The 12,313-nt window shown below is 63.0% G+C and carries 10 protein-coding genes and 1 tRNA gene; 2 read left to right on the forward strand and 9 right to left on the reverse strand.

Features of this window, described 5'->3' with window-relative positions:
• Nucleotides 1-81: 81 nt before the first annotated feature.
• The 8 genes from cydB to IHQ72_RS22135 all read right to left on the reverse strand — a co-directional run bounded on the left by cydB (nt 82) and on the right by IHQ72_RS22135 (nt 9,090).
• Nucleotides 82-1,083 carry a cytochrome d ubiquinol oxidase subunit II gene (gene cydB, locus IHQ72_RS22100; RefSeq protein ID WP_258117226.1) on the reverse strand — a complete coding sequence of 334 codons (1,002 nt, stop codon included), beginning with the start codon at nt 1,081-1,083 and terminating at the stop codon, nt 82-84.
• Nucleotides 1,076-2,494 (reverse strand): cytochrome ubiquinol oxidase subunit I, encoded by a 1,419-nt coding sequence (locus IHQ72_RS22105; protein WP_258117228.1) that lies wholly within the window; start codon nt 2,492-2,494, stop codon nt 1,076-1,078. Before IHQ72_RS22105 ends, cydB begins: the two co-directional genes overlap by 8 nt.
• Nucleotides 2,495-2,592: 98 nt before the next feature.
• Nucleotides 2,593-4,407 (reverse strand): pyrroloquinoline quinone-dependent dehydrogenase, encoded by a 1,815-nt coding sequence (locus IHQ72_RS22110; RefSeq protein WP_258117229.1) that lies wholly within the window; start codon nt 4,405-4,407, stop codon nt 2,593-2,595.
• A 71-nt stretch (nt 4,408-4,478) separates the two neighbouring features.
• Nucleotides 4,479-5,528 carry an HAD family hydrolase gene (locus IHQ72_RS22115; protein WP_258117230.1) on the reverse strand — a complete coding sequence of 350 codons (1,050 nt, stop codon included), beginning with the start codon at nt 5,526-5,528 and terminating at the stop codon, nt 4,479-4,481.
• An 83-nt stretch (nt 5,529-5,611) separates the two neighbouring features.
• The gene (locus IHQ72_RS22120) at nt 5,612-6,082 is read right to left on the reverse strand and encodes a DUF992 domain-containing protein (protein WP_258117231.1); all 471 of its coding nucleotides are present in this window, start codon (nt 6,080-6,082) and stop codon (nt 5,612-5,614) included.
• 158 nt (nt 6,083-6,240) lie between these two features.
• On the reverse strand, nt 6,241-7,017 hold the full coding sequence (locus IHQ72_RS22125; RefSeq protein WP_258117233.1) for a hypothetical protein: 777 nt from the start codon (nt 7,015-7,017) through the stop codon (nt 6,241-6,243).
• A 115-nt stretch (nt 7,018-7,132) separates the two neighbouring features.
• Nucleotides 7,133-7,294, reverse strand: a complete 162-nt coding sequence (locus IHQ72_RS22130) for a hypothetical protein (RefSeq protein WP_258117235.1) — start codon at nt 7,292-7,294, stop codon at nt 7,133-7,135.
• Between the two features lie 203 nt (nt 7,295-7,497).
• A complete protein-coding gene (locus IHQ72_RS22135; RefSeq protein ID WP_258123906.1) occupies nt 7,498-9,090 on the reverse strand; it encodes an arylsulfatase in 1,593 nt (530 codons plus the stop codon).
• Nucleotides 9,091-9,991: 901 nt separating this feature from the next.
• Here IHQ72_RS22135 and IHQ72_RS22140 point away from each other — a divergent pair.
• Together IHQ72_RS22140 and IHQ72_RS22145 are read left to right on the forward strand one after the other, a co-directional pair.
• Nucleotides 9,992-11,746, forward strand: a complete 1,755-nt coding sequence (locus IHQ72_RS22140) for a tetratricopeptide repeat protein (protein WP_258117237.1) — start codon at nt 9,992-9,994, stop codon at nt 11,744-11,746.
• Between the two features lie 145 nt (nt 11,747-11,891).
• The gene (locus IHQ72_RS22145) at nt 11,892-12,041 is read left to right on the forward strand and encodes a hypothetical protein (protein WP_258117238.1); all 150 of its coding nucleotides are present in this window, start codon (nt 11,892-11,894) and stop codon (nt 12,039-12,041) included.
• 160 nt (nt 12,042-12,201) lie between these two features.
• Here IHQ72_RS22145 and IHQ72_RS22150 read toward each other — a convergent pair.
• A tRNA-Ser gene (locus tag IHQ72_RS22150) sits at nt 12,202-12,291 on the reverse strand.
• Between the last annotated feature and the right edge of the window lie 22 nt (nt 12,292-12,313).

Below are 12,313 nucleotides of genomic sequence, written 5' to 3' on the forward strand. Positions count from 1 at the left end.
TGAGCATGATTAAACCCCTCTTTGGGCGTGCATGTCAGAAACCAAATGCATTGGTTCCGCGATGAGGCAGCAGACTTTCCATTACGTCTTGAGGCGCTCAATCTTCCCGCGGAAGACCCAGTAGACCCCGATCGTGTAGGCGACGATCACCGGCAGGACGACGATCCCGGCATAGAAGAAGAAGCGCAGCGAAACGTCCGGCGCGGCAGCGTCGGCCACCGTGACCGAATAGGGAATTAAATGGGGCCAGAACATTACGCCGAGCGTTAGAAATGCTGTGCAAAAGAACGCCATCGCCATCGTCAAAGGAACAGCATCCCGTCGCGTCCGTGCACCGGCAAGAAGGCCCAGAAGGGCAACAAGGCTGAACATCGGCAAGACCAGCCCCCAACTGCGCTGCCCAAGATTGCTCCTTGCAATGGCGCCTAAATCGGTCGTCAGCGCGATGATGAAGGCCACGCCCAGTACGGCAAACACCGCGGCGGCGAGCCACGGGATGCGCGCGTAGGCCCAGTCCCGCAGCCCGCCCTCCGTCTTCAAGACGATCCAGCAGGCGCCGAGCAGCGCATAGCCGAGCACAAGCCCGATTCCTGTGAGGACCGGGAAAGGGTGCAGCCAGGTGAAGGCGCCGCCGGCATATTGCATGTTCTCGACCGGAATGCCGCGGATCATTGCGCCAACCGCCGCCCCCTGGACAAAAGCGACCAGGATGGAACCGTAAGCAAATCCGGCATCCCAAAACCGGCGCATACCCCCGCTGCGATAGCGGAACTCGAACGCAACGCCGCGGAAGATCAGGCCGACAAGCATCAGCAACACCGGCAGATAGAAGGCCCCGAGGAAGACCGCATAGGCCGCCGGAAAGGCCGCGAAGAGACTTGCGCCGATTATCACCAGCCAGGTTTCGTTGCCGTCCCAGAACGGCGCGATGCTGGTCATCATCTCTCCGCGCTTGGCTTCGTCGCGGGTGGTGCCGAAAAGAATGCCGACGCCGATGTCAACGCCATCGAGGAGCACGTAGATCAGGATGGCGGCCGCGATGACCGCAGCCCAGAACAGGGCGAGCGTGCTCGGGTCAGTCATCGATGCCTCCGGCCCCTGTCTGGCTACCGGTCGCGGTGGCGGCCGTGTCGGCGAACGCCAGTGGCCGGCTGGCTGTCGCATTCGGGATCGCCTCGGCCGCCGTGACCGGCCCGTCGCGCAGCAGCTTGTAGATGTAAAAGGTGCCGAAGCCGCCAAAGACGGCATAGACCAGCACGTAAACAGTGAGCGAGAGGAGCACGTCGCCGGTGGTCAGCGATGGCGTCACCGCATCACTGGTTCGCAGGACGCCGTAGACGACCCAGGGCTGGCGGCCGACCTCGGCGGTATACCAGCCGCTCAGCACAGCGATGAACCCGGTCGGGAATGACAGGAATGTGCCCCAGAGGAACCAGCGGGTCGTCTCCAGCCGTCCGCGCCAGCGCAGGAGATTGCCGAACCAGGAGACGCCGAGCATGATCAGCCCCATGCCGACCATGACGCGGAAGCCGAAGAAGGGGATCACCACCGGCGGCCGATCGTCGACGGGAAAGGCATCCAACCCGGTCTCACGGGCAGTCCAGTTGCCCGAGGCGATGAAACTGCCGAGCCTGGGCACTTCAATCGCAAAGTAGTTGCGTTGGCTTGCCTCGTCGGGCCAGGCAATCAGCACCTCCGAGGCTGGTTGCTGGCTTTGCCAGCGGGCCTCGATCGCGGCGAACTTCGCCGGCTGGTGTTTTAGCACGTAAAGACCCGTGAGGTGGCCGAAGAACAACTGCACGGGGATCAGGACAGCCGCCAAGCCGAGCCCCCAGTGCAACATGACCTGTGCCGCCGGACGATGCTCTCTCCGCAGCATGTACCAGGCCCCTGCGGACGCGATGCTCATTGCGCTGGTCAGGAACGCAGCCAGCAACATGTGCGGCCAGCGCACCATCATCACCGGCCCGAGCACGATCTCGCGCCAGTCGGCGGGGATGATCCTGCCGTCGACGATCTCGTGGCCGACCGGCACCTGCATCCACGAATTGTTGGCGAGAATCCAGAACGAGGAGAGCATCGTTCCGAGCGACACCAGGCAGCAGGCAAAGAAGTAGAAGCCTGGGGGAACCCGGTCCCGGCCCAACAGCATGATACCGAAGAACGTCGCCTCGAGCATGAAGGCGGTGAAGGCTTCGTATCCCAGCAGCGGCCCCTGGATCGACCCGGTGCGCTCGGCGAGCACGCCCCAGTTGGTGCCAAACTGGAAGGCCATGACGATCCCCGTCACCACTCCCATGCCAAATGACACCGCAAAGACCTTCAGCCAGAAGTCGAAGATGCGCCGGTAGAGCGGATTGCCGGTGAAAAGCCGCATGCCCTCGATCGTCGCCAGCCACGCCGCCAGACCCATGGTGAAGGCCGGGAAGATGATGTGGAAGCTGATGACGAACGCGAACTGGATGCGCGACAGGATTACCGGGTCGAGTTCCATTGCATCTCCTCCTCGGCACCGTCAGGCGGATCGGGAGCCGCCTCACTCGGAGGCGCTGCCGACCCTGACTTGGATCTCCCTCAGTTCTTTTATGCAGGTCACGGGCTCGCCTCGGCGCCGTCAAGGCCCAGCACGACGACCTTGGCCTTCACGACCTTCGTCGGCCACATCGGCGAGGTGAAGCCAGCCGCCACCGCGACCTTCTGCTTGTCGTCGGCGGTGTAGGTGATGACGCCGCCGCCGATGCCGCCGCCGATATGCTCACCCCAGAGTTTCTCGCCGGTCGCTGCATTGAGCGCGTAGAAATTGCCGTCGACGTCACCGAAGAAAACGACGCCGCCCGCCGTCGGGGTCATGCCGCTGAGGACAGGGTAGTTCAGCTTGGCCCGCCAAGCCCATTGGCCGGTATCGGCGTCGATGGCATAGACCCAGCCGTGCCAGTCCTCGTCGCCCTCAAGAGGGTGGCCGAAATCGTTGAACGGATTCAGCGCCGACATGCCTGACCAGGGAACCCCCATCGGCGCTGTCTCGAGCTTGTGCCTGTCCTCGAGCGTTACCGCATAGCACCAGTCGACCTCGCCAACCAGGACGAGATTGGTCGCCGGATCATAGGCTGGGCTGTTCCATTCCGCGCCGCCCACCGAGCCGGGGCAAAACCGCACCGACTTGCCCACCACGAAGGGAGCCTCGACGTTCTCAATCGTTGTCGCCGGCACCCTGTACAGTCGCTCGCCGGTAGCGCGGTCGATGCCGTAGACGTGACCGTCCTTGGGTGTGACCACGACCAGGTCCTTGCCGCCCTGTGTCCTGACAAGGATCGGCGGGTTCGACACATCCCAGTCGTGCCAATCATCGGGGCTGATGTCGTAGTGGTCGCGGTAGTCGCCGGTCTTGGCGTCGAGGATGACCACCGAGCCGGAATAGAGGTTCGCAGCCTCTCCGGCGACGCCCTCGCGCACCCCGACGGCGAAGTCCGGCGCCGGGTTGCCGCCGGGGACATAGAGCGAGCCGGTCTCCGGGTCGAGGGTGGTCGACGTCCAGACCGCGCCGCCGCTGATCGGAATGCCGGGCTTCGTATTCCAGGTCGCTTCGGTGCGCGGCGATTTCCCGAGCGGGCCGCGGACCAGGTCGCCCTCCTGATAGGGCACGAGGTAGAACTCCCAGACGATCTTGCCGGTCTTGGCGTCGAGCCCGTACATGCGACCCTTCACGCCCTTGTAGTCGCCGCCGGCCTGGCCGACATACACCATGCCGTCCCAGGCGATCGGGGCGGCAGGCACTGTCTCGCCGATGCTCGGATCGGCGATCGTCGTCTGCCAAAGCCGCTTTCCGGTCTTGAAGTCATAGGCCAATACCTGTCCGTCCTGGGTGCCGCGAAACAGCATGCCGTCCCAGTAGGCGGCGCCACGGTTGACCCCCAAAATGCTCGGCGGAATGTCCTCGTGTGTGCGCCAGTTCTCGGCGCAGGTCGCCGGATCGAGCGAGAAGATGTCGAACTCCGTGGTGCCGATCAGCGCCCCGTCCACCATGATCAGGCCGGTTTCGAAGACGGTGAGGACGCCGGTGTCGTAGGTGCAGAGGACCTTCATCTGCCCGACGTTCCCGGGGGTGATCTGCGTCAGCGGCGAGTAGCGGTCTGACGTCACGGTGCGGTTATAGCTCGGCCAGTCCGCGCCCGCCGCCGGCGCCTGTGGCGTTCCGTTCGAGCGCGGCGCCTTAGCCGTCGAACCGCCCTGATGCTCAGGATTCGCCTCCGTCGCCAGCGTGCCCTTCGGGGCGTCGAAGCTCCGGTAGAAGTTGAACGCCATTCCGCCATATTTGGCCATTTGAGCCGGGAACATCTTGTAGATGGCGGCCCCTGCCGCCACACCGAGCAGGGCTAAGACGACGACGGCAAGCAGAATTCTACGCATAGCGTCCCTCCCAGGCTTTCAGGCGACCTCGCCCGTTGAGATCATCTCGGCCGATGCTAGCCGTTCGCGCGCTACTCAAAATCGAAGATGCGCTTCCAGTCCTTCTTCATGCTGATGACGATCCAGCCGTCCTTCATTGCTTCGTCGTAGAGTTCCTGCGGGAATGCGCCCACCTTGGTGTCGGGCAGGCCCTGGGCCGGACCGTAGGCGTACTCGCGCTCGGCGTCGTCGTGGAGCAGCAGCATGGCGAGCCGCGCACCGTCTCCGGCCATGGTGTATTCCAGCATCTCCCGGTCGCCGGTCGAATTTCCGAACGCCGCAACCGGACGCCGCCCGATCATCAGATGGATGCCCTCTGGCTTGCCGGCATTGTTGTCGTTCAGCAGAAGCTTCGGCTCCTTGGTCAGGATCGGCTTGCCGTCTTCGCCATAGCTATACGTGGTACTTCCAGCCGTCCCCACGACTTGCTCCGGCGGGATGCCGTATGTTGCCTCGGAATAGACGCGAACGAAGTCCTGCCCGCCCCCGGTCACAATGTAGGTCTTGTAGCCGTTGGCACGCAGGTAGCGTAGGACTTCCTGCATCGGCTGGTAGGTCAGCTCGGTATAGGGACGCTTCCAGCGCGGATCCTTGGCGGCTGCGGTCCACTTCGCAGCCTCGGCGTTGAACTCATCAGTTGTCATCCCCGTGAGCGTGGCCGCGAGGAGCTTTTCGAGTTCGTGCATCGGCAGCTTGGCGATCGCCTCGCGGTCCCCTGTCAGCACGGTCTTGAACGGCTCGACATCCTTTAGTTCGGGCTTTGCCTTGACGAGGTCCGGCACCCTGTCCAGGCAATAGATGACCTGGCTGTACATCGGGTGTTCGACCCAGAGCGTTCCGTCCTGGTCGAAGGTCGCGACCCGTTGTTCGGCCGGTACAAACGTCGCGCCGCCTTCCTTGGTCGTCGCCTCTACGAACTCGACGATCGCCTTCTTCGCCACGCCGTCATTCCAGGAGGGCAACGGGTCATCCTGCGCTCGCGCGATCAGGCTGGTGCAAGCAACAGCAATTGGAACCAGAATGGCGGTTAGTGCCGCAAAGAATGTACGGCGGCTGATCACAGGATGTTGGAACCTATCCATTTTGCCATCTCCTCCTGGATGTGAGCCAAGGCAGGCGCCTGAATCACCAGGCTCCTGGCTTCATCGGGTTCGGTCCGCCGTTCTCAGGGAGCGGCCCTCAACGTCATAGTGGTGACCCCGCCCGCGATGTTGATGCCCGTCTGGCCCTCGACAGAGATAGGCTGCAAGGAGAAGGCACGGCCGCTGCCGCCGACGAGAACGTTGGCGCCTGCGCCGAGGCCAATCGACGCGTTTGCGCCCACTCCCGAATAGGTCCCGGCCAGGGCCCCCGCCGGAACACCGCTGCTGGCAGCAATCACGCCCCAGATCAGATGACCCTCCGCAACCTCGCCGAGCGCCACGCCGAACTGATCGATTGACCCGGTGTAGTTTTCGACCTTTCCGCCCCGGTCTTGGAAGACGCACGAAAGTGTCTGCTTTTCGACCACGAACATTCCGATGCCGGCAGACACGTCACACGACAGCCTGCCGGCTTGCGTTGAGTCCTGAGAATTGGCTTCGAGAGGGACCAGTGCGACGATCAGTGCAAGACATGCGCTGCGGAGGTGGGCCATTGTCATTTCTCCCTTCAGGTCGTGAACTCATAAATCTGATCGAAAATCTAAATGGTGTGAGGTCATCTGCTGGGTACGCATGGTCCCGAACCGAAGCCAGCGAAGCAACAAGTTGCAGACCTTTCGGGCAAGACCATGCGAGGTTCCCTTTGTTCTTCCTAGTAACACGGCGGATAGGGATAATACCCGCACTGGTCCCCATAGTAGGGGTAGCCGTAGCGGTAGGGAGCGGTCGCCGCGGCTCCAATGGCAGCGCCAGCCACCGCGCCCGCTGCAAGGCCTGCGCCGCCATACCAGGCCCCATGATAGACCGGAGCATGCCAGTAACTGCCGCCATGCCACCCGCCGCCATGCCATCCACCGACATGGGCGAAGGTGGCATCACCGACATGCGCATAACCGCCGTGGAAGCCACCGCCGCCAAAACCTCCGCCGAAGCGATCGATGAAAAGCGCAGCCGGCCCAACAGCACCATCCAGATTTCCTTCGAGGACAGCGACGTCGAAGGTGAGCGTTGTTCCTTCGAGCTTCGGGGTTTTCAGGGTGACGACCGCATCGCTTACATCCGACCCGTCGCCGCCAAGCACCGAGACAGTCGCGTTCGGCGGATCGATGGCGAAGTTGTCCTTGCCTTCATCCCACTGCATGATGAATTGCTCTGTCATGACATGCCCCGCGGCCCGGATCGGGCGGTCGGCGAATACAATCGAGTTCTTGGATACGCCTGTCATGATCAATTTGCCGCCCTCCAGCTTGGCGCCCTCCGAGTTGAGGACGGCGAGCGATGGCACCGGGCCGGTCGGGGTAACCTCGCCGATGGTCTTTTCGAGCGGCACATGCGGCTTCTTGGCGGCGTCCTGGGCCATGGCTCCGGTTGTTGCCAGCGCCAGACCTCCAGCAAAAGCCACAAGGCTTGTGATGCGGGTCCTGTTCATTGCAGTTGTCCTTCGCGTTTGAGTTCGCCGGTACTGTCCTTGCGGTTTTCACCCTGATCGAAACCCGAAACCATGGTTCTACTTCTCTGGAAAAATCTGTTTCCAGTTTGCATAGCTAATTGCTCGACGGCGGGTTCCTGAGCTTCTCCATGGCCTGCTCCACCGAGAACGAGCCGGGCGCCTGACGGGGCGGAAACTCCTGGAAGCTCGCCAGATGCTGCGCGACAACTGACTGCGCCGGGACGAGGACGAAAGCGTGTTCGATGAACCATCGCACATAGTCGCCGGCCTCATGCTGGATGCGAGGCCGATGGCGACGGTTATCGCGGCTGCAAAACCAAATGCTATCGGTTTTTTCATCTCGCTTCCTCGAGGTCGATGGCTTTGTCAACGCGTGAGCCGAGGGCCAGTTTGTATAGCGCGCAGCCAGGCTGACGCGCGACCGGACGCCCCTCGAAGTGGGGCGTCCGGCATGGCGGGTCAGTCGTGACCTGTCTTCATGCTCCGGACTTGCGCCATCACTTGCTCCAGATTGTAGCTTGCAGGGTCCTGGAGCGGCGGGAAGGCGATGTAGGTCTCGAGATGCTTCAGCCACAACTGCTGGCCGATGGGCAGGATGTTCCAGTCATAGACGTAGGCGGTGGACGGTGACGCGATGGAGCCGCCCATACCGGTGATTGTCTTGATCTGCTGTCCGACCGAAGTTTCGAACGGATCGCGCTTGATGTTGACGACCTGGGTCCAGGCAAAGGGCATTACACCGGCAATGAAGCCAGCCGGATCGTCTGATACCATCGCGAAATACATCTTCCAGTTCTTGTAGCGGACCGCCGACGGCTCCTTGCCGGAATAGTACAGGAAAGAGTCGCGCGCGGATGGCGACTTGCCTTCCAGGAAGTCGCGCTGATCGATGCCGTCGAGAGTGGTCTTGACGACATTCGGATATTTGCCCGTTTCGATCTCCTTCTTCAATCCGTCACCCTTCGGGCCGCCGGCGATGTTCACGAGCGTCGGCACCCAGTCGAGCGACGAGAAGATGTCGTTCTTGACCGTGCCGGGCTCGATGTGCCCAGGCCAGCGCACGACCAGCGGGGCACGCATGCCGCCTTCCCAAGTGCTGAGCTTGCCGCCCTTGAACGGGGTGGTGCCGCCATCCGGGAAGGTGATCGTCTCTGCTCCGTTGTCGGTGGTGAAGACGACGATGGTGTTGTCGAGCTGGCCCATGTCTTCCAGCTTCTTGAGGACGACGCCGATGTTGTCGTCCATCTGCTTCATGCCGGCTTCGTTCATGCCCCAGTCCTTGCCGCCGGGCTCGCCGATCATATTCAGATATTTGTCAGGCAACACCGTCGTGATGTGCATGCGCGCCGGGTTGTACCAGACGAAGAACGGCTTGTTGGTCTGCTTGGGGTCGTTACGGTCGAGGAAGTCGACGACCTTGGCAGAGATTTCCTCGTCAATGGTCTTTGACCGCTCCAGCGTCAGCGGACCCTCGTCCTTGCAGGATTGATTTGCCGGGGATCCGTCGGAGGATGTGCACGCGAGCATTGGACGCGGTGGCGTCAGGCAGGTCGTTGTCTTGGGATCGACCGCGCCCGGAACCTCAGCCAGGCCTGGGATCGGTGTATTCATGCAAGGTGGCGCGATCCCCTGCTCAGTCGGGCTCTTGTTGATGTCGGGGAAGCTCACCCCCTGCATGGCGTCGAGGTGATAGAGGTAGCCCCAAAATTCCTGGAACCCGTGTGCGGTCGGCAGGGATTCGGTGGTATCTCCGAGATGGTTCTTGCCGAACTCGCCTGTCGAGTAGCCGAGATCATTCAGGAACCTGGCGAGGTGAGGCGTGCCGGCCCGCAGGTAGGACGGGCTTCCGGGAATTTCCGGCAGGACCATGCCGACGCGCACCGGCTGCATGCCGGTGATAAAGGCGGTCCGCCCAGCAGTGCAGCTCTGCTCGGCATAGTAGGTCATGAATTTCGCACCTTCCTGGCCGATGCGATCGATGTTGGGCGTTTCGCCGACCATCAGGCCCTGATGATAGATGCTGGGCTGCATCCAGCCGATATCATCACCCATGATGAACAGGATGTTGGGCTTTTGCGCATCCTGGGCCTGTGCCGGCGCATGCGCGCCCCAAAGGACCGTCGCAGCGGTCAGTATCCCAATGCTGCAGTCAAGGATTCTACGACTCATTTCCCTCTCCTCTGGTTGCTTACGGATAGATGCCTCGCCACCGCCCACGGCACGATTTCGAGCCTGAGCGACCTCCCGTCACCAGTCGGGGCGCTCAAGCTGACGCCACGGTAGCCCCTAGCTAACGCATGGTGATATTGTCCTTTGGGGAAGTTGTTCAGGTGCAGATGCGGTAACGCTGCCCGATCTACTTTCCCAGCTAAGAACTTGGCCTACGAGGGGACATCCGTCATGCTGCGCGACCCGGTTGGAGAAGCGCGCGATTGCCAGGCACCACGTGCCTATCAAGGATCAAATCGACGCGCCGGCATTGCGCTCGTATGGATTGCCGCCAATCTGCTGTTGATGTGCTGGCCGGCTGCGGCAGCCGCAGAGAACGAAGTCGGTCGCGCTCTGGAAATCTGGTCACGACGGCGGCGATCCCTGGCCACATACTTGCTCCGCCCTGTTAGCGAGGTCGTTGCACCGGGGTATCATTGCTCTGAAGTCTGCAGGGCGGAAGGTGCGCACGGGTGCGCACATGTGCGCACCCCATCTTTGGGGGCGGGCACGACAGGCTGACCCGCCAGCGGGACAGCACCAGGGACGTCACACAAGTGTCATCGATGTAGGCTAGCCAAATCCGTGCGCTTCCTTTGCTTCGTGCGATCAGCTATCTTCCACCGCTCGTAGTTTCGCTGGAAAAGGGTCGGCTTGGGGAGGGGTGTTTATGACACCAGCATCCGACGCCTCGGGTCGCGGGCCGGTATCACCCGGTCCACCGCCGGCCGACATCCGCTTACAGTTGGAACGTATCCTTGACAGTGCGACTCTTCAGGCGAGCCCGCGGCGGCGGGCCTTCCTCCGGTACCTGGTGGAAGAGACGCTCGCGGGACATGCCGACAGGCTGAAGGGCTATTCGCTCGAGCGTGCGGTCTTTGGCCACGACGGGACGTTCGGCTCGCAGTCCGAGTCGGTTGTCCGCTTCGAAGCCCGACGCCTGCGGCGCGACCTTGACAGCTACTACGTCGATGCCGGCGCGCGGGATCCCGTTCGTATCACCATTCCGAAAGGCCAGTACGTTCCACATTTCAAATGGCACCAGGCGCCGACAGAGGCACCGCCGTCGGATAACACCGAACCCGACCCCAGAGGTGGGACGGTAGTCGGGGCAATTGGCGCAGCGCCGGCCGCCGACGAGGCGGGCGGTGCCGGCATAGCCGGGCGCCGCCGGGGCGTCTTGGCCGGCCTGCTCGCCGTCGTGGTCCTCGCTGCGGCCGGCGGGCTGTGGCTGTGGCTCCGCAGCCCATCGCCGTCGGGTGCTGAGCCAGTTCGCGGTCCGGCCGTTGTCGTCCTGCCCTTCGAGACGCTCAGCGCCGGGGAGGACGACCGCTTCCTTGCTGCCGGCGTGACCCAGGAGCTCATCACCGCCCTGATGCGGTTCGAGGGGTTCAGGCTCTATTCCGTGCCGGCGAGTTTCGGCCAGGACGCGCGGGCCGACCCGGTAACGCTCGGTCGTAACCTCGGGGTCGGCTACGTCGTCAAGGGCAGCGTCAGTTCCGACGCGGCGACCGTGCGGGTGGCGGCGCAGTTCTACGACGCGCAGACGGGCCGTGTGATATGGAGCGAAACCTACGACCGGGCGCGGACAGCGGGCGCTCTGCTCGGCGTCCGGGCGGAGCTCGCCGCCAGCATCGCGGCGGTGCTGGGTCAGCCCTACGGCGTCGTCAACAGCGACATGGCGGCCCGCCTGTCGGGCGGCGTCGAGCCTAACATGGCCAGCTACACCTGCGTGCTGAAGGCCTACACGTACCGCCGCACCTTCCGGGACGAGCTTCGCCAGCCGGTCCTGGCATGCCTCGAGGCTGCGGTCGAGCGCGACCCGGACTATGCCGAGCCCTGGGCTCTGCTCGGCTGGCTGCACCTCGATGCCGCCCGCTTCGGCTTCGTGCCCGAAGCCGAGGTCCCGCGCGAACTGAGCCAGGCGCTCGACTTTGCCTCCAGGGCGGTCGCGATCGGCCCCGAGAACGTGGTCGCGCTGCGGGCGCTTTCGGCAGTCCAGTACCACCTCGGCAACTTCAACGAGTCGGAGCGCATCCAGCGGCAGGCGCTGGCGCTCAACCCGAACGATCCCGATACGCTGGCGCAGCTTGGCTGGCGGCTGGCCGTTCGCGGCCGCTGGGACGAGGGTCTTGCCTATAGCGAGCGCGCGATCGAGCGGACCATCGACCCACTTGGCTGGTACTACGATATGACCACGATCCACCTCTATCTCGAGGGTCGCTATCGCGAAATGCTCGCCTCGGCCGAGCATTCGGCGGCTGGGGACCCCACCGGGGTGTCGCTCCTTGCCATCGCCCACGGCGCCCTCGGAAACCACGCCGCGGCGCAGGAGGCGCTGGCCACGCTGGCTAAGCAGGCGCCGGCGTTCAACCGCGATCCCGCCGCCGTCTTCCGCCGCTTCCAATTTCTCGAAAGCATCAGCGACGCCTACATGGATGGCCTGCGTAAGGCCGGCTGGACTGAACCCAGCGTTTCGACCGTGCCCCACGGAAAATGACCGCAGCGGCGCAGTCGCGCCCGCATGGAACCCGCCAGTCATTAGACGCATCGGGGCGGACCGAGTCGATGGCGGCCGATACCTGTGTGGCTTAGTAACCGTCTCGTGATGCCGCCGCCACGAACATATCGATTTTGCGAAGGTGATGACCAGACGGTTCGCGGTCTTCCAGATCAAAACAGCAAAGTTCGCCTTGCGCCAAGTCGACCGCGCTGCTGCAAAATTGCTGCAAAGTGCATTGGAAAAGATGGTGAGAGGCGCGTCGGGAACCTTTACCAAACGCCAGAAAATATAGTCGCGTCAATGAGTTGCTCTGGTGCCCCCGGACGGGATCGAACCGCCGACCTTCGGTTTACAAATTCGGTGCCCCAAACAAGGGTTAACTCATATCGGGGGCAACGACCGCATACCGCCGTGAGGGAACTAGCAAGGGCTGTGCGATGGCACAGAAGAATTGGCGGAAGGGGCGGGATTCGAACCCGCGGAAGACTTGCGCCTTCGATGGTTTTCAAGACCATTGCCTTAAACCGCTCGGCCACCCTTCCACTGTTATCTGCGCCAGCGCTT

Origin of the sequence: Mesorhizobium onobrychidis, from assembly GCF_024707545.1 — a bacterium.
GTDB classification, from domain to species: Bacteria; Pseudomonadota; Alphaproteobacteria; order Rhizobiales; family Rhizobiaceae; genus Mesorhizobium; species Mesorhizobium onobrychidis.

Coding starts and splice junctions, on each gene's coding strand:
- IHQ72_RS22105 (WP_258117228.1), bottom strand. CDS start 2,494: ATGGAACTCGACCCGGTAATCCTGTCGCGCATCCAGTTCGCGTTCGTC.
- IHQ72_RS22145 (WP_258117238.1), top strand. CDS start 11,892: ATGACCAGACGGTTCGCGGTCTTCCAGATCAAAACAGCAAAGTTCGCC.
- cydB (WP_258117226.1), bottom strand. CDS start 1,083: ATGACTGACCCGAGCACGCTCGCCCTGTTCTGGGCTGCGGTCATCGCG.
- IHQ72_RS22115 (WP_258117230.1), bottom strand. CDS start 5,528: ATGGATAGGTTCCAACATCCTGTGATCAGCCGCCGTACATTCTTTGCG.
- IHQ72_RS22120 (WP_258117231.1), bottom strand. CDS start 6,082: ATGGCCCACCTCCGCAGCGCATGTCTTGCACTGATCGTCGCACTGGTC.
- IHQ72_RS22110 (WP_258117229.1), bottom strand. CDS start 4,407: ATGCGTAGAATTCTGCTTGCCGTCGTCGTCTTAGCCCTGCTCGGTGTG.
- IHQ72_RS22125 (WP_258117233.1), bottom strand. CDS start 7,017: ATGAACAGGACCCGCATCACAAGCCTTGTGGCTTTTGCTGGAGGTCTG.
- IHQ72_RS22135 (WP_258123906.1), bottom strand. CDS start 9,090: ATGGGTGATGATATCGGCTGGATGCAGCCCAGCATCTATCATCAGGGC.